We start from the raw sequence: 21,037 nt of genomic DNA, 5'->3' as shown, positions 1-21,037 counted from the left end.
TAATCAGTTTTATGTTGCCAATTGGTATTTGTTTACTAAGTGCTCATTATAGGTTTTATGTATGCTTTATTTTGTAAGTGTTTGTCGCTGTTATTATTAATATATTGTTTTCTACCATGAGCTTTAAAACGTCTAAAACATGTTGTTCTGTAAATGGCAAAGTTTCAACAATTTTTCTAGAATTAAGTGGTTCCTCTTCTAATAGTAATATAATGTTATGTGTAATAGCCTTTACATCTATAGCGTTTGAGCTTTTTTTATTTGAAATGCAATAGGAGCACATACCACAGTTTTTCGTGGTTTTCTCACCAAAATAATTTAAAAGTATTTTGTTTTTACATTCACGGTCATTATTAACATAATCAATTACAGCTTTAATTTGTAATTCTTTTAAGTCATTTTGCTGCTGGACAATTCTAGAGATTCTATTAATGGTTTTATCATCTTCTCTTGGTTGTAGAAAAATTATTTCAGAATCGGTATTAGAAAACTGAAAATTTACAATCTCATCTTTATTTAACTGCTGCAATACTTTTATAACGTTTTCTTCTGTTGTACTTGCTTTTTCGGCAATAAGCGTTGTGTTTATTTTTAAAAGATGTTCTAGTATTCCTCCATAAGTTCGTAGTATGGATTTTATAATTACATCGATATGTTTTCGTGTTTCTAAATAATTAAATAACGCCTGATTGGTAACAATAAACTGTAATTTGGTTTGGTAACGAAACTGTTGCGATAATGATATAATACTATTTCTATCTAAAACTTGTAAAGCATTAAAAGTTATAACCGAATTAAAATCGTAAGCCTTGCAAAAGCTATTAAAGTTAAATTGATGAGTGGATAACTCGCCTTCTCCATAAGACACTTGAAAGTAGTTACACAGCTTTCTGTAAACTGTTTTTAGAAAATCTATAGTAGGTAAAGCGTTTAAAAACTGATGTTTTAACTTTTGCTCATCGGTTTTGTTTTTTAATACAACAGCAAACGCTTTTTCTCCGTTTCTGCCAGCACGACCTGCTTCTTGGTAATAGCTTTCTAAACTTTCGGGTAAATTTATATGAATAATTGTTTTTACATCTGGTTTATCAATACCCATTCCAAAAGCGGTTGTAGCAACCATTATCTCCTTTTGGTTGTTAGTCCATTGGTGTAATCGCTCTTCTTTTTCTTTAGAATTGATTCCACCATGATAAAACGTACTAGAAAACCCTTTATTCTCAAGAAACGAATGTGTTTCTATTGTAGCTTTCCTGTTTCTAACATATATAATAGACGAGCCTTTATGCTTTTTTAAAATCTGCTCAATTTTATAAAGTTTATCATCAGTTTCTAAAACCATATAAGCAATATTTGGTCTAGCAAACGAGGCTTTAAAAATTTTTGGAGCTATAAAATCTAATTCACTTGAAACATCTTCAACTACTTTAGGTTTTGCAGTTGCTGTAAGTGCAATAATATTTACTGTAGGATGTAATTGCCTTAATACTGTAATATTTTTATAAGCAGGTCTAAAATCGTTTCCCCATTGCGATATACAGTGAGCTTCATCAACAGCAATTAAATTAACATTCATTTGCTGAATTCTATCTCTAACTAAGTCTTGTTGTAAACGTTCAGGAGATACGTATAAAAACTTATAGTTTCCATAAATGCAATTATCTAGCATTGTGTCTAGATCTGAATACGAAATTCCGCTAGTAATTGCCATAGCTTTAATACCTTTTTGATTAAGCGTATTTACTTGATCTTTCATTAAAGCGATTAAAGGCGATACAACTATACAAATGCCATCTTTTATAAGCGCAGGAATTTGAAAACAAACCGATTTTCCTCCTCCAGTTGGTAACAAAGCAAAAACATCTTCATTATTTAAAACAGCATTGATGATGTCTTCTTGCAATGGGCGAAAAGACGTATGATTCCAATAGCGTTCTAAAATTTGAATAGGATGTTGCATCGCTATAAATTTAAAACATCTAAAATAAAATCTGTGCGTTTTTCAATAGATTCAAAAGGAACGTCTAATAAAGTATAGTTGAATTTTTTATAGGTATTTAATAAGTGCTGATGAATAAGTTCGGCTTGTTCAAAACTTTCATATCTCTCACTATCACTCTGAAAAATATCCTGCCAAGGTGCTAAAATAAACACAATGTCGTAAGTATTATTAGTGCAAGAGTCAATAAAATGCTGAGGGTAATCACTGCCAAAATAATCCATGTATGCCAAAACGTCTGGAATTCCTCGATCTAAAAAAACAGTAGTGTTTTTATGGTTATTAGCTTCGGCAAACTGTTTTGCTCTACCTTCTAACAGCATTTGGCTAAACAATAAAGGTTCAGTTAAAAACAACTGCTCAATACCTTTCTTTCTAGCTTCTAAAGTCACTTGACGAGAAATTTCATCAAAACAAATGTGTCCTCTTTTCTTTAATTCGTTAATAATTGATGACTTTCCAGTTCCTGGTCCACCAGTAATGACAATTTTTCTAGTATTCAATTTGGCAAGGTTTTGGAAGCAAAAATCGTAATTTTAAAAGGAATTAAAAAATGTAAAGTAAAATGTATCTTTGCATGAGAAAGAATTAATATGAATAACGAGAAAAAAACAGAAGAGTTTTATAATAAATTAAGAAGTCAGTTGTACGATACAGCCTTATGGCCATCAGAATATCTTTATAAATTTATTGTAGTTACTGACGATGCTAAAATAGCAAAAGTAGAAGCCTTATTTGATAATCTAGGCGCTGTAATTAATACCATAGAATCTAAAAATGGTAAATACACGAGTGTATCTATAAATGTTAGAATGGATTCGCCAGAAACTGTTATTGAAAAATATAAAGAAGTTGCAGAAAAAATAGAAGGCGTAATTTCGTTATAAAACAAATACGTTTTATAATTTTTTTTGTATTTTGCACTCGTACATAAACACTACGTGTACATAAATTAAACACTACACATTATATTTTGACAATAGACGATTTAGAGTACAATACAGAACGTGAGCATCTCATTATTCCAGAGTATGGAAGACATATGCAGAAAATGATACAATATGCAAAAGAGCGTCCTACAAAAGAAGAGCGTGATAAAGTTGCAAAAGCTATTATTTCAGTAATGGGAAACATGCAACCTCATTTGCGTGATGTTCCAGATTTTCAGCATAAACTTTGGGATCAGTTATTTATTATGGCTGATTTTGATTTAGATGTTGACTCACCTTATCCAATTCCTTCAAGAGAAGAACTTTATGCTAGACCAGAACGGTTAAAATACCCTCAAAATCATCCTAAATATCGTTTTTATGGTAATAACATAAAAACAATGATAGATGTAGCAAATACTTGGGAAGAAGGAGAACTTAAAGAGGCTTTAATTTTTACCATTGCAAACCATATGAAAAAGTGTTTCTTAAACTGGAATAAAGACACAGTTGAAGATGATGTTATTTTTAAGCACTTATACGAGTTATCTGGTGGTAAAATAAACTTAAAAGGAGCTGATGAAGATTTATCAGATGCTACAAGCTTAATGCGTACTAAGAAAAAGTACTCTTCAAACAAAAAATCACATCATAAAAAAAGCAATTCAAACAATAATCGTCAACGCAAACGCTACTAATATTTCATGGGTACATTTATAATTGAAGGAGGTCACCAACTAAAAGGAAGCATACAACCTCAAGGAGCAAAAAACGAAGCATTACAAATACTTTGTGCTGTTTTGCTTACACCAGAACTTGTAACAATTCATAACATTCCAGACATTGTAGATGTCAATAAACTTATTGAGTTGCTTAAAAAATTAGGCGTTAAAATCAATAAAATTGGTTCTGGTTCATATACGTTTCAGGCTGATGATGTTAATATGAAATATCTTGAATCTGCCGAATTTAAAGAAGATGGTAGAGGTTTAAGAGGTTCAATTATGATTGTAGGACCACTTTTAGGACGTTTTGGTAAAGGTTATATACCTAAGCCAGGAGGTGATAAAATAGGTCGTCGTAGATTAGATACGCATTTTGAAGGTTTTATTAATCTTGGAGCAAAATTTAGATACAATCGTGAAGAGTATTTTTATGGAGTAGAAGCCGACAGATTAAAAGGTGCTTATATGTTGCTTGATGAAGCTTCAGTTACAGGAACTGCAAATATTGTAATGGCTGCAGTATTAGCTGAAGGTACTACAACAATTTATAATGCTGCTTGCGAGCCTTACTTACAACAATTATGTAAGATGCTTAACCGAATGGGAGCAAAGATAAGTGGAGTAGGTTCTAATATGTTAATTATAGAAGGTGTTGATGCATTAGGTGGAACAGACCACAGAATGCTACCAGATATGATTGAAATTGGTAGCTGGATTGGTCTTGCTGCTATGACAAAAAGCGAATTGACTATTAAAAATGTGAGTTGGGATGATTTAGGTCAGATACCAAATGTGTTTAGAAAACTTGGTATTACAGTTGAAAAACAAGGTGATGATATTCATATTCCAGCACATACTGATGGTTACGAAATACAAAGTTATATTGATGGTTCTATCCTTACAGTTGCAGATGCACCTTGGCCAGGATTTACGCCAGATTTATTAAGTATTGTTTTGGTTGTGGCTACACAAGCAAGAGGAAGTGCTTTAATACACCAAAAAATGTTTGAAAGCCGTTTGTTCTTTGTTGATAAGTTAATTGATATGGGAGCAAAAATTATACTTTGCGATCCGCATAGAGCAACTGTTATTGGTCACGATTTTAAATCGTCGTTAAAAGCAACAACTATGACTTCGCCAGATATTAGAGCAGGAGTATCTTTACTTATAGCTGCATTATCTGCAAAAGGGACATCTACTATACATAATATAGAGCAGATTGATAGAGGTTACGAAAACATTGATACGCGATTACGTGCTATTGGAGCTAAGATTACGAGAGTGAGTTAGAGGTTTTTGGCAGAAGGCTTTGTAGTTAGGTTTTTTACTAAAGCCAATAATATAAATTGTTTTGGAAAGTTTATAGCCAATTTTCAAATGAATCTTTTCCTCTAGAGTCAGAAATTTTATTTAGACTAATGAGTAACTCCTTCAAGAAATCTATAACCAAATCATTTTTAGACGTATAGTCCTGTAGGCTTTTGAATTCAAAACTATATTCATTGACCGGATGAAGTTTGTTTTTTAATATTTCTTTATCCATTACAGCTAATAGTTGAATACGTGCAATTAATTCACTTTTTGCTATCTGTTCAAACATTCGTGTATGTTCAAATTTATCAGCAGCATCTGTCTCGTATGCAAAAATGGCATAGAATGGATAATATGTAATTCCATTTTCCAGATTACCAGAGGTAGATATTGTCAGAGAATCAGACCTGTTATTTTTTTCTGATGGAGGAATTAACTTAGTCAGACAAGGTATTAACTTTTTATATTCTGTTGATGTGATTTTTGACTTAATTTCTAGAATTGCTAGAACACTATCTATAGGAAAAACACCAGATGATCCAGAAGATAATATTGGTCTCATAATTCTTTTATCAAAAATAATAATATCCAATTGAGTACTTTGATTACCTTTATTATCTACTATTATTCCAGAACCAATACCATAGGAATTTGGTAATAATGGTTCAATTAGTTCAGAAATAAAAAACTCTCTAAAACTACCTTTTTCATTGGTGTGATTAATTTCCGAAGTAGCAGAATAAAGATTTCTCATTAAATCAATTCGAGCACTTAATATTTTCTTAATCATAAATAGGATAAGCTATAACAACATAATATAGAGTCATTATTATAATCTATATCTAATGATAAGTTAAGTTAATTTTTTTAATTTTAAAATAAAAGATTTATTCTCCTAAAACAGACGTAATAATACTGGTAAACATTTTTATTCCTGTTTCAATTAGTTCTTCAGGAAAATCATAATTATTGTGGTGTAAAGCAGGCGTGTTAATGCCAGCTCCTAATCCGAACATTGCTGTTTTGTAGGATTTAGAAAACCAACCAAAATCTTCTCCAAACTTAAAAGGGAAAGGTCTTTCTATTACTGTTAACTTATTTGTAATAGCTGCATTGTTTACTAATGTGTTACAATCTGTAGTATTCTTGCTAGACGGAAAATATTCAAACCAATCTATTGTGTAGTTAAGATTATGAGTTTTACATATTTTATTTGTACCATCTTCAATATTACGTTTTACAGTATTCATTATGGTTTCGTTCCAAGTTCTTAAAGTATAATGTAGTTCGCCATGACTAGGCGATATACCATACGACTTTTCTCCCATATTAATATGTATTGGTGGTCGTTATTCTATTTTTGTCAGAAACCTATAATAAACAATTTCTCCACTACCATTATCCAAGGTCATTACTAAATTTCCTTTTTTTATAAATTCATTTAAGTCAGTTGCAAATAGATTTACTCCCCATAATTCTTGATAATCTTTAATTTGGTCATTAGTTATAGTCAATATCTGACCTTGCAATTTATAGTCGGGTATTTGGTTATTAGAAAATACTTTGAAAATTGTTGCTAATTCTTCGGAGTTATAATCATAGTCCTCATCTGTCATCATTGATTGTACTTTTCCGTTTTCATAAAAAGCGAACCATTGATATTTTTGAGGCCAAGGATTAATCTTGTTTAATTGGTCGTCATTTGGGAAATTGATTTTTTTCCAATATCCTATTAACTCCGAATGTGTTGGTGGTCCGCCCATATTCGTATTATTTTGTCCAAACAAGGAAAATGGACTAGAGATAATTATCAATAAAATTAAATTAACGATTCTCATATTTAGATTTATTTGAGTAAGTTTTAATTACCGCAAAGGTTTATGTATATTGAAAGTTGCGTGTTTGTATGCGAGGGTTTTCCGAAGGAAAAATCAGATGTAACAAAATTGCAACGACTTTTGGTTAAGCCTAAAAATAGCAATTATTTTTATACGGTGTTGGCAACTGGCTTTTATTCGGTTAAACTTATTCCGTAATTTTTGTCAGACAGATAAAAATAATTTCCGTCTTCGTGTTCAAATCCGAATATTTCTAAATCCGTTTTTTTCATAAAATTCGATAGATTTTGATTCAAACATTTAATATTCTTTTTCGTTTGAATTTTTAGAGGGAAGTTTTCAGAATTTGGATTTTTTGTATGTATATAAATTCCATCTTCTCCGCTGTTATTTTCGTCAATCATAATCCACGTTTGATATTCATTCGGATATTTCTTGAGTTCAGATTTAATATTTTCAAATTCATTCAGTAGTTTGTCAAGAAACTCTTTCCTTTTATTCCAATTTTTGTTTCCTTCACCATTCCAGTCGATATGTGTATGCCAAAAGTCAAACCAACTATTTTTTCCTCCGCTGAAATCAAGTTTTTTTGTTATCATATTCATTTTTAGCGTTCTGTTTTGCGCTTGTTGCCAACGATATGATATGGAATCGTTTAAATGATCTATATCAGACGATAAGCGAAGTTAATTTTTTAATTTGAATATTTCAATAGGTTAATCAACCTTTTTATAATGAAAGCATTAACATAAAACACACTAAAACTTCACTCATAAACTGGTATTTTCTGTTTGCTATTCTTCTAAAACAGACGTAATAATACTAGTAAACATTTTTATTCCTGTTTCAATTAGTTTTTTCATTCATAGTCAACCATTTTTATTTCTTCACAACTTATGTGTGTCGAAACGGTTTTTGATTCCACTTGATTAAATTCCATTAGCTTTTTCCAAATTCCATTGTCATTTCTGTAAAGTCCTGTAAATCCATTTCCGTTACAACGTCTTTTTTTAAATACAGAAAGTATAGCATACTTTTTATTTTCTGAAAATATTGGTTTAGAAAAATGATAATAGACTGTCTCTTCTGGATTGTTTTTATCATCTATTTTCCAATTTTCAACAAAGTCCGCATATAGTTTTTTATTGTTCCATATTCTGTTTTTATTCCACAACCATTTCTTTTTTATGATTAATGTATATGGTTCTTTATTTTCAATTAGGCTGTCATATGTTTTTAGGTCAATGTTGTATTTGACAAATTTAATTTTTTTGGTTTGTGGAGGTGAAAAAGTGTGATTGTAATTGTATTCGCCCGAAACTAATTTTGATTCATTCAGATTATAATTTTTCCAATTAATAGTCTCTTTTTTTGGTTGTACATTAATGAAATATTCGGGAAAGTCCTCGTCAACCATTTTTAATTCTCGTATTTGGTAATTTTTCAGTGAATCATTAATTATTTCTTGTTCAAGACTTTTAGAAACTAAATAATAGTACTCAAAATTTTCAGGGATTTCAAATTTAGCAACTTGATTAATCAAATGCTCAATATCTGATTTTTGTCCGAATAAATTCAGAGTCAAAAAGATTGATAATATGAATAGAGTTTTTTTCATTGAAATTACTGGCAACGTGTTTGAATATGTTTGTTAGGTGTTTTAAGTACCTAATTTAGCAAATAAATCACAGATAGAAAATCCGCGAGACACAAGCAAAGCGAACTGGCACAAGCAATTTTCGTAAGTAGGCTAGAACTAGCAATAAATTATATATGGTGTTGGCAAAAGTAATTTTTAACAGTCATTGACATCATATAAAGTTAGAAACCACTCGTTGTCTTTTTTCTCAAATCCTAGTATTCTATAAGTTCCGACCTCTTTTAAAATATATTGGCAGAAAAAAACAGAATCGGAAAAATAAAAGGTATTTTCCACTTCTTCATCAATTCCAAGATATGTAACAAATTCCCAATTATCAAACACCCAATTTTCATCATTTAGCACAAATGTTTCATCGCAAGAACCAATTACAGCAATTAGATTGTTAAAATCGATATGTTGTTTTTGAAATAAACTATCAGATATAAATTTTTTTGAGAAATCTAAAAAATCATTTGGTATTTTATCATGTTCTGAATGTTTTGTAGAAACAGTTCTATATTTTTCAGCTTTATTGAAAACTAAATTCCAATCGAATGACTCCACCTTTCCACTCATATATTTTTCATAGGCAGATTCTGTTTGTATTTCAATCGATTGTTTTACTGATTTTTCAGTTTTCTTTTCAACTGTAGAATTCTTTTGATTATTACAGGATGATAAGATTAATAGCAAAAAAAATATTCTAATTATTTTCATTTGTCTTATTGTTGTCAACTATTTGATATGTAATTGTTTAAATGATCTATATCAGACAATAAACGAAGTTAATTTTTTTAATTTTAAAATAAAAGATTTATTCTTCTAAAACAGACGTAATAATACTGGTAAACATTTTTATTCCTGTTTCAATTAGTTCTTCAGGAAAATCATAATTATTGTGGTGTAAAGCAGGAGTGTTAATGCCTGCTCCTAATCCGAACATTGCTGTTTTGTAGGATTTAGAAAACCAACCAAAATCTTCTCCAAACTTAAAAGGGAAAGGTCTTTCTATTACTGTTAACTTATTTGTAATAGCTGCATTATTTACTAATGTGTTACAATCTGTAGTATTCTTGCTAGACGGAAAATATTCAAACCAATCTATAGTGTAGTTTAGATTATGAGTTTTACATATTTTATTTGTAACGTCTTCAATATTACGTTTTACAGTATTCATTATGGTTTCGTTCCAAGTTCGTAAAGTATAATGTAGTTCGCCATGACTAGGCGATATACCATACGACTTTTCTCCCATATTAATATGTATTGGTGTTAAAATAGAAAAGTTGTCCTTGTGTGGCTCTAAAACATTAAGTTTTGACAGTTCAGTAACTATAGTTGAAATTCCTAAAGCAGGATTAATAGCATTTTCAGGTTCAGATGCATGAGCTTCTTTACCTGTTAGATAAATTGCAAGACTTTGTACTTCGGCAGAAAACTCCTTTTTCATTGCAATTACACTATGTAAAGGCTCTCCAGGAATATTGTGTAATGCAAAAATATAATCAGACTTTAGGTTTTTAAATCTTTCATCATTCAATACATTAAATGCTCCTTTTCCTGTTTCTTCAGCTGGTTGAAATAGAAAAACAATTTTTCCTGTTTTAAATTTTTGATTTTTTATCCATAACGCAAGTCCTGCTACAATTGCCATATGACCATCGTGTCCGCACTTATGAGAGACACCTTCAATAAGCGATTTATGACTAAATGTATTGCTCTCAACAATAGGTAATGCATCTAATTCGCATCGTATTGTTATAGTTGGTCCGTTTTTAGAGAACTCAAATATTGCTAAAAGTCCATTGCCACCAACATTTTCAATTATTTTGGTTGGATTATGAGTTAATATAAACTCTTTTATTCTTTTAGCTGTATTGATTTCGTTACCAGACAACTCAGGATTCTGATGAAGTTCTTTTCTTAATTTTAGAATTTCTTTACTAATCAATGTTGTAGTTGTTACTTTAGATGGCTCTAAATTAGACTGAATGTATGTAATGCTAAAGTAAATTTAGTTTTTATCTTCTAAACCAAGAATAAATTTAAAAAAGAAAAAATAAAGGTGACTAGAACTTAATTCTCAAACTAGCATTTGGTGTAAAGCCAAGAGATACATTGTCTATTTGTATGGCTTTAGAGTTGTCGTTAGGATCTACTTTATAATATCTGTTTATAATATTAGCTTCGTTGGTAACGTTTCTAACACCTAAGTTTAAAGTGATTTTGGTTTTATCTGTTAGGCTTAAATTATAGTTTAACGAAATGTCTAAACGCTTAAACTCATCTAAATTTTCACTATTTGGTGTATCGTAATTTACAAATGTTAGGTTTCCATTTTGTACTGTTTCATTGCCTTCAACAGGTTTTGTGTATGGAATTCCAGAATGCCAAATACCTCCAACAGATATTTCTAAATTGTCTAAAATATTATAGTTAAAAGCAAGTGATACAGAATGACGTATATCTGCATTATTAGGAAACTCTGATGGTGTAAACGTTTCAAACTTGTAATCGTTTTTGCTAAATGTATAACTAACCCAAGTACTGTATTTGTTATGGGTTTTGTTAGCTAAAAACTCAACCCCTTTAGCTGTATAATTTCCTGTTGCATTTAGGTATTGAAAATTGTTATAAAACCCTTGGTTAGAAGCTGTAATACCTTCAACAAGTTTATAAAAACCTGTAACATCTACAATAAAATTGTTTTGATTATACTCAATGCCAAAAGACCCTTGTTTACTTGTTGAAATAGGAATATTGCTATTGTTGGCTAAAATCCAACGTCTGTTTTCAACTCCTAAAAAGTCATCTTGAAAATCGACAATTTGAGTTGCAGATTGGTTTTTAAACTCTCCTTCTAATTTTAAAGCAAATTGTTGATTTAGTTTTTGTCTTACATTTAATCTAGGCTCAATTAAAAGTTTTTCAAACTTCTGAAAGTAATTAACTCTAACACCAGCTCTTAAATAGGTGCCATTTTTTTTGAATTCAGCCTCAGTAAACACAGCATGATTTAAAAGCACATCTTTTTTTGTGCGCTCATAAGATGGTGCACTAACAGTAGTCTCGTTTAAAATACCTGTTTCATTTACTTGGTAACCTAACAATAAATTTAAATTACTACTAGCTTTAAAATGAGTGTTTAGTTTGGCTCCAGTTTCTAAAACTTCGTTTGCTTGTGTTAGTAACTGATTGGTTTCTACTCGCAAATCGTTAGCATCAACATTATATTTTGAATAATAAGCTATAAGTTTTGTACTAAACTTATCAGACCATTGTGCTTGCCAATGACCTCCAAAACCTAAGTTTTCTTGTGATAAGTTACTCGATTTAGAATTGGTTTGATTAGAGCTGTTTGTAACACTTTCGGCATAATCTAGATTATTGCTAATACCAATAACATTGGCTCTAAGCTTGTGATTTCCATTCAAATCGAAGAGTAATTTTGCAGTGTAATCATAAAAAACAAAATCTGATGACGATGTGCTATTTTCTATATCTTCATTGGTGTTTATTTCACTATCCTGAAAACTACGATCAAAATAATTATCATAAGTTGGTGTGCTTAAAACATCTGTAAAAGAACGTCTTCCTGAAACGTGAAGTTCTAATGTTTTTGTAATTGGAATTTCTAAAAAAGCATCTCCACTTATTAAATTTAAACCTGCTCCACCAGAAAATTTTGAACTTAACTCATCTTTGGTAAACATATTTATGGTACTAGAAACACCATCGCTATACTCACTGCTAGTTCCATTTTTGCTGACAATTACTTTGTTAGTAAGGTTTGGATTATATGCAGATATGAGTCCGAAAAAATGTCCAGAATGATACATTTTAATATCATCCCAAAGCATTAAATTCTGGTCATTTGTACCACCTCTAACATTAATGTTTGCAATACTCTCGTAAGTGCTTTCAACACCTGGTAATGCTTGAATAGACTGCAAAATGTCTGGTTCAATAAGTCCTGGTAAAATGCCAAATTTTTCAGTGTTTAGCACAACACTTCCATCTAATCTTTTTTGTAAGCCTACCGTTAAGAATTTTGTAATTAGTATTTGATTGAGTTCTTCATTGTTTTCCGATAGGATAATATCAGAACAACTATTTGCTTCATTAAACAGTAATGAAGCCTTTATTTGCTTGCTTTTATAGCCTAAATACGAAATAGTAATTGTGGCATTTAAAGGTATTTCTTTAAAGCTAAAAACACCTTCAGTATTACTAAAAGTGCCATTATTTGTATTGTTTACTACAATAGAGGCTCCAAAAAGTAGCGACTTATTATTTTCTGTTATAATCCTTCCACAAATTGAAATCATTTTATTTATGACCGAAACGGTTATATAGCGATCATCAAGTACCTTAAAATTTAAAAGTGTTTTAGAGTTGAGATACTCAATAGTTTCAGAAAGATTCAAGTTAGGATTTGGTGCTTCTATAAAAATAGTGTTTACATCATCAAAAGCATAAGAAAACTTAACATTAAATTGTTTTTCTATACTTGTAAGCACTTCAATTAATGGTAGCTTAGATGAGTTATCTTGACCATAACCAAAACCACTAATAAATAACAAAATGTAAATTATAGATTTATTGACCTTCATAGTTGTAAAATACGACTTTTTTGCCATCTATCTTATAACTTAATTTTAATGGAATTGTTACCGATTGCAATGCAATATTTTTATCACTATGCGTAAATGTACCTGTGAATAATTGAGTTGTATCAACATTTTCTGTAGAAATTTTTATGTCATATTGACGTTGTAACTCATCAATAACTTGAACTAACGGAACTTTAGCAAAGCTAGACTCTTTTTGCATCCAAGATGGACTGTTAGCGCTGAAATCGTCATTAATTTCAACAGAATTATTTATAACTCTAAAAGTTTTTCCAGGAGGTAATTTTATAGTTTCATTATTAAATGTTACACTAACCAAACCTTCATAGCAATGCACTTCAAAATAGTTGTCACGTTCTTTTACATTAAACTGTGTTCCTAAAACGTGTACAACTCCTGCATCTGTAATAACACTAAATTTTTGACCTTTACTTACTTTAAAGAAAGCCTCACCATCAAGGTTTAAATCGCGTTTATTTTTCCAGTTTTTCTTATTGTAAGTAAGTTTAGATTGCGCATTTAAAATTACTTCAGAATTGTCTGGAAGTAATAATGTTTCGGTTTGTGCAATTTCAGTTTCAAAAGATTTTACAGTATTAAAAAATAAAAAATATGAAGAGGTTAACATAACAACCAATACAGCTGCAACTTTATAAAAAGTACTAAGGTTAAGTGATTTAACTTTAGTTTCCTTTTTATTAAGTTTTCTGGTTTTAAATTCTTCAAGTGCTTTTTGCACATCAACTTGTGGTGCTTGCATTTGTGATGCATAATGAGCTATTTTGTCTAAAGTTTCAAGATTTTCAGTTTGTTTTAAATCTTCAATTTCTTTAGGCGAAAGTTCATTATTAAACCATTTTAATATGTCTTTTTCGTTTTTCATTTTTTATCACTCTATAGATAAGACACCTATAATATATTTTACCCTACTTAATTATATATTTTCTATTTGTTCTCTTAATATTTTTAAAGCACCAGACATTCTTTTTTCAACAGCTTTTTGCGAAATATCTAAAATCTCAGCAATCTCTCTGTACTTTTTTCCATCAATTCTATTCATTAAAAACACCTCACGTTGTATATCACTTAAAGATGCAATGGCATTTTGCAATTTTTTTTTGAACTCTTCTTCTTCTAAAATATATTCAGGACTCTCATTATTTGTATCAATATATGGAGCCGCTTTAGCATAGTTCATTACAACTTTTTGATGCTTTACTGTATTTAAAAATAAGTTATTTACAGTTGTAAAGAGGTATGTTTTTGCTTTAGTAAAGTCTATTGAAGAACAATTTTCCCAAATTTTTGAAAAAGCATCTTGTACCAAATCTAAAGCACTAGTCTGATCACCACACTTATAATAAGCGAAATTATTAGCTGACTGAAAATGGTCTTTATAAAAGGTATTAAAATAGGCTTCTTCGCAGAGGCTTTCTTTATTGCTATCCATTAATTTTATGCTTTATTTAAAAACAAAAGTAGGGTAAATTAAAATGTGTTTGTCTTATTTCTACATTAATCCCAAAATTACAAAAATATGGACTCAGACAAAATTTTTGAAGCTGTACAAATTGCATTGATGATTGCAGTTGTAATACTTTTAATAGCATCAATTAATATAATTAATGATTTAAAATAAAAAAAAAGTAGGGTAAATTTGAAACAAATTGTCTTACTAGTATAAAGGCGAAAAAATCGCTATGAAAAAGTTAAAACCCAAATTACAAAAATTAAGAATTATGAAAAAGTTTAAATTTATTTCCGCAGTTGTTTTAATGTCATTTCTAAGTTTCTCTTGTCAAGACGAAATTAATAATGAAAATGGACAGAACCCAAACACTAACTCAGCAAATTCACAAACCGCTAGTAATTTAGAACGTACATCTATGTATGATGGTTCTTTTGATGACTTTTTAGATGGTATGTCGTGTTCTTCAATTTTACTGCCAGTCACAGCAACAGTAAATGGAACGCAAGTAACAGTTGTTAGTCAGTCAGATTACCAACAAGTTATCAATATTTTAGCTCAATATACAAATGATGCAGATACTGTTGTATTACAATTTCCATTAACAGTAAGATTAAGTAATTATACAGAAGTAGTTGTAACCAATCAGGCTCAATACAATGCTCTTATAGACGCATGTGAGGAAGCAGAAGCAACAGCTCAAGACGCAATTTCGTGCATTGATATAGATTTTCCTATAACTATTCTTACTTATAGCTTAAATTTTGATCAAACAGGAAGTGTTGTTATTGAATCTGAGCAACAATTATATAACTACATGAATAACTTTGGAAGTGACGAGTTGTTTGCTATAAACTATCCAATTGGTATTACATTTAGTAACGGTACATCTGCAACAGTTAATAGTGATGTAGTATTACAGTCTAGTATTAATGAGTGTATTTCTGAAGAAGATGCTATGGATGATGCTGAAGAAAGTGCTGATTTACTAGAAGATATTCTTGTTGATGGATTATTTAGAGTTAACTCTTTCGTTAATTCTGGTGTAGATACAGCTAATAATTATGCTGAGTTTACTATTAATTTTGCAAATGATTTAACTGTAGTTGCAGATAATACAGTAAATGCAACAGTACAAGATGTACAAGGAACATACGCTGTAGCATCACAATTAGAGGTGTATTTAAGTTTAAACTTTACAGGTAGTGCAACGTTTAGTTTATTAAACCACACATGGGAAGTTACAAGTTTTAATAGCACATCTATTTCATTACAAAGCACTACCAATGCTGCAATTACATTAGTTTTGACCCAAATCTAGTATAAATTCTTTGTCCCAAAACTATCATGATTTTGAGGGTTAGTTTATTTAGTTGTTATGGTGAAACAGCTGTTAGGAAACTAACAGCTGTTTACTTAATTTAAAAGAAGACATGAAAAAAATAGCTTTAGTAATTTTGATATTAACTTTTGTAGCTTGCACAAAAGATAATGATGTAGATAATGCAAATAATAATTCAGGTTCTGCTTCTACGGCAAATCAACAACCAGTTGGTACTTCGGCTAACGATTTATTAGCTGATGATACTTTTACGAGCATGGTAATAGAGGTTGCCTATATAGATGGATACGAACCTTCTCAAACTTCTATAAATAACCTTATTGCCTTTTTAGAAGCAAGAACATACAAACCAAATGGAATTACTGTAGAGATTAGGCCTATAATTTCAACGCAAGATTCACCTTATACAAATCAAGATATTGTTGCAATTGAAGATGCTAACAGAACAAAATTTAATACAGCAAACCGAATTGCAGTTTGGGCATTTTTTGCTGATGGCGAATCTGCAAGTAATTCAAATTCGGGAGTAGTATTAGGAACCGCATACAGAAATACTTCATTTGTAATTTATGAAGAAACTATTCACGGATTAAGTGATAGCCCATTAGAGCCAAGTAGAAGTCTTCTAGAGACAACAGTAATAATGCATGAATTTGGTCACATACTCGGACTTACAAATTTAGGATCAGATTTACAAAGTAACCATGAAGATGCATCGCATCCAAAACACTGTAATGTTGAGAGTTGTTTAATGTTTTGGGCAGCTGAAACAGGAAACGGAATTGGAAATATGATTTCTAATGGTTCTGCTCCTCAACTGGACGCTCAATGCATAGCAGACTTACAAGCAAACGGAGGAAAATAATTAATAACAAATAAAAACAACAACTATGAAAACAAAATTTTTATCAGTATTAATGCTATTATTAGCAATTAATATGCAGTCACAAGATGACAATAAGAAAGAATCTAATACAGGACTTAAAGGAGGATATAACCTTGCAGCTGTGTCTTTTGATGGCGATGGAGAAACAGGACAGCGACATAGCTTTCATATTGGGTTTTATTCTGAGTCATTTTTAAATGATAATGTTTCTTTACAAATTGAATTGCTTTATTCGCAACAAGGATATGAACTTAGTGATGAAGGAGGAACATATACTCAAAAACTAAACTATATTAATTTGCCTTTAATGTTAAAGGCTTATCCAAGTGATAATTTCTTTTTAGAAGCAGGACCTCAAGTTGGCTATGCAATAACACATAAAGAAGAGTTTGATAGTAGTTTTAGTTTGTTTGATACTTCACAAGAGTTTAATCCAAATAGTTTTGATTGGGGAGTTAATTTTGGAGGAGGATTTAAAACAGATACAGGAGTAAGTTTTGGAGTACGTTATCATTTAGGTTTAGGAGATATTTACGATGAAGGAAAGCCTAAAAACAGGGTTTGGCAATTCTCTATAGGATTTGATTTTTAATTATTATTATCTTAACAAAAAAAGGCTTCAATATAATTTGAAGCCTTTTTTATTTTTTTAAATGTATAATTTAGTCTTTCACCACTTTATGAACATAACGTTTGTTATTTTCATATAGGTTTAAGAAGTAAATTCCGCTTTGTAAATGACTAATATTTACATTCATATTTGTTGAAGATAATAATGTTTTTGTTTGTACAATTTTACCAGTAATATCATATAATTCATAATTTACATTAGCTGATGATTGTAACCCTTCAATAGTAATATTTCCTCTTGTTGGATTAGGATATACCTTAAACTTAGATTCTGAAGTTTCATTTGTGCTTAAGGTAATACCTTCAACAATAGTAATAGATTCATTAATATTTGGATTGAATAATTCATCAACAGTACCAGAAGGCCATTTTACTACGATTTTTGTGATACTTGAATTAGTTCCTAGCCCAAAATGTGTCATCATAGAATTCATAATTCCGTAGCTTTCACCAGAACGCACTTCTCTAATTTGTTTTCCCCAAGCACCATAAATTTCTATACGAGCACCTATTCCATTTATATTACTTGGTGATCCTTGTAATGTAATTTCGCTCCAATTATTAGCGTTTCCTGAATTAATAAAAAGTTTATCAGAAATTGAAGATGATGGTCCATTATAACCATTACCAAATGCAGCAATAACATCGAGAAATCCATCATTATCTAAATCTCCAACAGCTGCTGTTTGAATTCTTGTACTAGTTGGAAATGGATTTGTAACAGGTGAAAATGTATTACTACCTGTGTTTTTAAAAAGATAGTGATTACCACCTCTTACAGTAATAAATATATCTACTAAAGTGTCATTGTCAAAATCTTCCATAATTACCTGAATACCATTCCCTCCAATACTAGCCAATTCTGTTGCTATACCAGTTGAAGCTGTAATATCAGTGAAAGTTCCATTTCCGTTATTAACATAAATCATATTTGTAACGTCATGATTTATAAGTACGCAGTCTAAATCACCATCATTATCAATATCCTCAAAGTTCGCAGACCAAGATTGAGCATAAGGGACTAAGCCTGCAGCTACACCAACTTCAGTATAATTATTATTACCATCATTTTGGTATAAAATATTTACACGTCTTCCGTCTAATGGATTGTTTACACCTAATCTGCATTTAGAAATATATAAGTCTAAGTCACCATCATTATCATAATCTGTCCAAATGCTACCATAATTTCCAGAGTCATCATCATTTGGGTCTGGAGAAATAGCGTTAATTAATCCTGCATTATTGATTGTGAATGTTCCTGTTCCATTATTGGAATAAGCAGAAGAAACACCTTCATCATGACAAGCAAAAATATCAATGGTTCCATTATTATCTATATCTGCAAAATTTATATTCTGTAGAAATATATTTGGACCTCCAAGAGTTGTAGTAGTATAGTTGGTCCCTGTACTATTTGCGGTTAATAGTTTTAATCCGTTATATGCTCCACCAACAATTATGTCATTAAAACCATTTTTATCAACATCAGCAATTGCCATTCCCCATTCTGAACCATTTCCTGGTAAGTTGCCATAGTTTAATCGCGTAAAAACTCCTGTAGGAGATTGGTATTCAATTTGTAGACTTGTAGCACTGGATAATCGTATAATATCATCTAGTTTGTCACCATTCATATCACAAACACCTATTGCAACTCCACTTTTTAATGTTGAGTTAACTAATGAAGAGCTTTCATCTGTAAAAGTAATTTGTGAAAATGAAAAAAATGGTAATATAAATAAAACTGTAGCGAGTAGATTTTTAATCATATTTGGTAGGTTTTTAAGTTTAGAATTTCAAATATAATCTAAAAAATAAAAATAGCCACTTAATTATAAGTGATTTGTTGACAGATTGTTGCGTTAATTGTTTAGAGCTGATTTATAAGTTTCTAGACAACGTTCTCTAGCTTCTTTATGATTTACTATCTTATTAGGGTAAGTAAGCTCATTTAAATTTTTCACCCATATGTTGATATATTTTAATTCTTTATCAAATTTTTCAATTTGTGTAGTTGGATTAAATATTCTGAAATAAGGAGCAGCATCTACACCACAACCTGCAACCCATTGCCAATTACCAATATTACTTGCCATTTCATAATCATGAAGCTTTTCTGCAAAATAAGCTTCTCCCCAACGCCAATCTATCAATAAATGTTTGCATAGAAAACTACCAACTAACATTCGCACTCTATTGTGCATAAAACCTGTTTGGTTTAATTGTCGCATTCCAGCATCAACCAAAGGATAGCCTGTTTTGCCTTCACACCAAAGTTTAAATTCTTCTTCATTATTACGCCACACTATTCGATCATACTTCGGTTTAAAACTTTTAGTTACTGTATGAGGGAAGTGCCACAATATTTGCATAAAAAACTCTCTCCAAATTAACTCTTGCCAGAAAATTTCATTTTTCTCTGCAATAGCTTTTTTTACCACTTTACGAATACTTACTGTTCCAAAACGAAGATGTGGTCCAAGCCTTGAAGTTGTATCTTTAGCTGGAAAATTTCTTGTCTTTTCATAATCTTGAATAAGCGTAGTAGTGAGGTTATAATTTGCTATTTGTTGTGACGATTTTTTAAAACTAATATCAGATAAACTTAAATTAGGTAAGTGTTTGTTTTTAATAAAATTATCAAAATAGTTATCAGTATTTATAATTTCTAATTCAATACTTTTAAATTTCTCCTTCCATGTTTTCATGTATGGTGTATAAACCAAATATGGTTTACCATCACTTTTTATAACTTCATCCTTTTCAAAAATGACTTGGTCTTTAAAGGTTTTAAATGATATATCGTTTTCAGAAAGTAGATTTTTTATTTCTGCATCACGCTCTGTTGCATAAGGCTCATAATCGTGATTGGTAAAAACGATATCTATATTATAATCTTCAATAAGTTGATCGTAAATATCCATTGGTTTTCCATGATAGATTGCTAGACTACTATCATGTTCTTCTTGGAGTGTTTTTCTTAATTTCTGAAGTGTTTCAAATATAAAAGTGACACGAGCATCGTCTTCTTGAAGATTATCAAGAATTTCTGTGTCAAAAATAAAAATAGGCAGTACAGGATGTTTTTCACTTAAAGCTTGATATAATCCAATATTATCATCTAGTCTTAAATCGCGTCTAAACCAAAAAATATTTGTAGTCTGTTTCATTTAATATGAGCCAAATAATTCTTCTAACTTTTTTGTTCTGTGATTAAATATTTCTTCCAATTTTGGTTTCACTAGAATAGGATGAACAAGCTGACCGAACCATCCAAAAGGAACTTTATAATCTATAATATCTTCCATTTCAACTCCACCATCTATTTCTTTAATAAAATGCTTGTGATGCCATAATGCATAAGGTCCAAAACGTTGTTCATCAACAAAATAGTGTTTATCAATACAATGTGTAATTTCAGTTACCCATTTAGTTTTAATACCTAAAACTGGTGTTACTATATATTGTATTATTTGTCCAGCATACATTGGCCTATCTGCACCAGATAGGATATTAAATCCCATATAATCTGGAGTTATTGTTTTAAGATTTTTTGGATTAGATAAAAACTCCCAAGCTTCTTCCAAAGTTATTGGTAAATTTTGCTTTTTATGAAGCGTATATATTTTCATT

21 protein-coding genes are annotated in these 21,037 nt (G+C 30.4%); 6 read left to right on the top strand and 15 right to left on the bottom strand.

The genetic code is table 11. The features are described from left to right. Positions 1–55: 55 nt before the first annotated feature. Both IEW41_RS01280 and IEW41_RS01275 read right to left on the bottom strand, forming a co-directional pair. On the bottom strand, positions 56–1,960 hold the full coding sequence (locus IEW41_RS01280) for a RecQ family ATP-dependent DNA helicase (protein ID WP_188604527.1): 1,905 nt from the start codon (positions 1,958–1,960) through the stop codon (positions 56–58). Positions 1,961–1,962: 2 nt separating this feature from the next. Then, the gene (locus IEW41_RS01275) at positions 1,963–2,502 is read right to left on the bottom strand and encodes an AAA family ATPase (RefSeq protein ID WP_188604526.1); all 540 of its coding nucleotides are present in this window, start codon (positions 2,500–2,502) and stop codon (positions 1,963–1,965) included. Between the two features lie 90 nt (positions 2,503–2,592). Between IEW41_RS01275 and IEW41_RS01270 the strand changes: the two genes are divergently transcribed. The 3 genes from IEW41_RS01270 (at position 2,593) to murA (ending at position 4,943) form a co-directional block, all read left to right on the top strand. Continuing rightward, the gene (locus tag IEW41_RS01270) at positions 2,593–2,886 is read left to right on the top strand and encodes a DUF493 family protein (RefSeq protein ID WP_188604525.1); all 294 of its coding nucleotides are present in this window, start codon (positions 2,593–2,595) and stop codon (positions 2,884–2,886) included. 86 nt (positions 2,887–2,972) lie between these two features. Beyond that, positions 2,973–3,626, top strand: a complete 654-nt coding sequence (locus tag IEW41_RS01265) for a DUF4290 domain-containing protein (protein WP_188604524.1) — start codon at positions 2,973–2,975, stop codon at positions 3,624–3,626. A 6-nt stretch (positions 3,627–3,632) separates the two neighbouring features. After that, complete coding sequence (murA, locus tag IEW41_RS01260; RefSeq protein WP_188604523.1) at positions 3,633–4,943, top strand: UDP-N-acetylglucosamine 1-carboxyvinyltransferase; 1,311 nt, start codon at positions 3,633–3,635, stop codon at positions 4,941–4,943. Positions 4,944–5,013: 70 nt separating this feature from the next. Here murA and IEW41_RS01255 read toward each other — a convergent pair whose 3' ends face one another. The 10 genes from IEW41_RS01255 to IEW41_RS01210 form a co-directional block, all read right to left on the bottom strand. Beyond that, positions 5,014–5,754 carry a DUF6602 domain-containing protein gene (locus IEW41_RS01255; protein WP_188604522.1) on the bottom strand — a complete coding sequence of 247 codons (741 nt, stop codon included), beginning with the start codon at positions 5,752–5,754 and terminating at the stop codon, positions 5,014–5,016. Positions 5,755–5,851: 97 nt separating this feature from the next. After that, entirely contained in the window at positions 5,852–6,292 is a 441-nt protein-coding gene (locus IEW41_RS01250; protein WP_188604521.1) for a M20/M25/M40 family metallo-hydrolase, read from the bottom strand. Positions 6,293–6,313: 21 nt separating this feature from the next. Continuing rightward, positions 6,314–6,727 carry a hypothetical protein gene (locus tag IEW41_RS01245; RefSeq protein ID WP_188604520.1) on the bottom strand — a complete coding sequence of 138 codons (414 nt, stop codon included), beginning with the start codon at positions 6,725–6,727 and terminating at the stop codon, positions 6,314–6,316. Between the two features lie 248 nt (positions 6,728–6,975). Beyond that, on the bottom strand, positions 6,976–7,401 hold the full coding sequence (locus tag IEW41_RS01240; RefSeq protein WP_188604519.1) for a hypothetical protein: 426 nt from the start codon (positions 7,399–7,401) through the stop codon (positions 6,976–6,978). Between the two features lie 260 nt (positions 7,402–7,661). Beyond that, complete coding sequence (locus IEW41_RS01235; RefSeq protein ID WP_188604518.1) at positions 7,662–8,420, bottom strand: hypothetical protein; 759 nt, start codon at positions 8,418–8,420, stop codon at positions 7,662–7,664. 177 nt (positions 8,421–8,597) lie between these two features. Continuing rightward, complete coding sequence (locus IEW41_RS01230; protein WP_188604517.1) at positions 8,598–9,161, bottom strand: hypothetical protein; 564 nt, start codon at positions 9,159–9,161, stop codon at positions 8,598–8,600. 97 nt (positions 9,162–9,258) lie between these two features. Beyond that, the gene (locus tag IEW41_RS01225; protein ID WP_188604516.1) at positions 9,259–10,395 is read right to left on the bottom strand and encodes an amidohydrolase; all 1,137 of its coding nucleotides are present in this window, start codon (positions 10,393–10,395) and stop codon (positions 9,259–9,261) included. 118 nt (positions 10,396–10,513) lie between these two features. Further along, positions 10,514–13,057, bottom strand: coding sequence for a TonB-dependent receptor (locus IEW41_RS01220; protein WP_188604515.1), 2,544 nt, complete (start codon positions 13,055–13,057; stop codon positions 10,514–10,516). Continuing rightward, positions 13,044–13,958 carry a FecR family protein gene (locus IEW41_RS01215; protein ID WP_188604514.1) on the bottom strand — a complete coding sequence of 305 codons (915 nt, stop codon included), beginning with the start codon at positions 13,956–13,958 and terminating at the stop codon, positions 13,044–13,046. The genes IEW41_RS01220 and IEW41_RS01215 overlap by 14 nt, the downstream gene beginning before the upstream one ends. Positions 13,959–14,009: 51 nt before the next feature. Continuing rightward, the gene (locus IEW41_RS01210; protein ID WP_188604513.1) at positions 14,010–14,525 is read right to left on the bottom strand and encodes an RNA polymerase sigma factor; all 516 of its coding nucleotides are present in this window, start codon (positions 14,523–14,525) and stop codon (positions 14,010–14,012) included. A 289-nt stretch (positions 14,526–14,814) separates the two neighbouring features. On the opposite strand from IEW41_RS01210, the gene IEW41_RS01205 reads away from it, so the two are divergent. The 3 genes from IEW41_RS01205 to IEW41_RS01195 all read left to right on the top strand — a co-directional run bounded on the left by IEW41_RS01205 (position 14,815) and on the right by IEW41_RS01195 (position 17,363). Beyond that, complete coding sequence (locus IEW41_RS01205) at positions 14,815–15,864, top strand: hypothetical protein (protein WP_188604512.1); 1,050 nt, start codon at positions 14,815–14,817, stop codon at positions 15,862–15,864. A gap of 112 nt (positions 15,865–15,976) precedes the next feature. Then, a complete protein-coding gene (locus tag IEW41_RS01200) occupies positions 15,977–16,750 on the top strand; it encodes a membrane metalloprotease (protein WP_188604511.1) in 774 nt (257 codons plus the stop codon). Between the two features lie 25 nt (positions 16,751–16,775). Then, the gene (locus IEW41_RS01195) at positions 16,776–17,363 is read left to right on the top strand and encodes a porin family protein (RefSeq protein ID WP_188604510.1); all 588 of its coding nucleotides are present in this window, start codon (positions 16,776–16,778) and stop codon (positions 17,361–17,363) included. A gap of 70 nt (positions 17,364–17,433) precedes the next feature. Here IEW41_RS01195 and IEW41_RS01190 read toward each other — a convergent pair whose 3' ends face one another. From IEW41_RS01190 to IEW41_RS01180, 3 genes are all read right to left on the bottom strand, one after another. Continuing rightward, positions 17,434–19,173 (bottom strand): FG-GAP-like repeat-containing protein, encoded by a 1,740-nt coding sequence (locus tag IEW41_RS01190; RefSeq protein ID WP_188604509.1) that lies wholly within the window; start codon positions 19,171–19,173, stop codon positions 17,434–17,436. A 93-nt stretch (positions 19,174–19,266) separates the two neighbouring features. Further along, a complete protein-coding gene (locus IEW41_RS01185) occupies positions 19,267–20,574 on the bottom strand; it encodes a cryptochrome/photolyase family protein (RefSeq protein ID WP_188604508.1) in 1,308 nt (435 codons plus the stop codon). Next, positions 20,575–21,036: an SRPBCC family protein gene (locus tag IEW41_RS01180; RefSeq protein WP_188604507.1), complete on the bottom strand. Its 462-nt coding sequence runs from the start codon at positions 21,034–21,036 to the stop codon at positions 20,575–20,577. Position 21,037 lies beyond the last annotated feature (1 nt).

This window comes from Aquaticitalea lipolytica (assembly GCF_014641635.1).
Lineage (GTDB): Bacteria > Bacteroidota > Bacteroidia > Flavobacteriales > Flavobacteriaceae > Aquaticitalea > Aquaticitalea lipolytica.
This window is presented reverse-complemented; position numbering and strand designations above follow the sequence as displayed.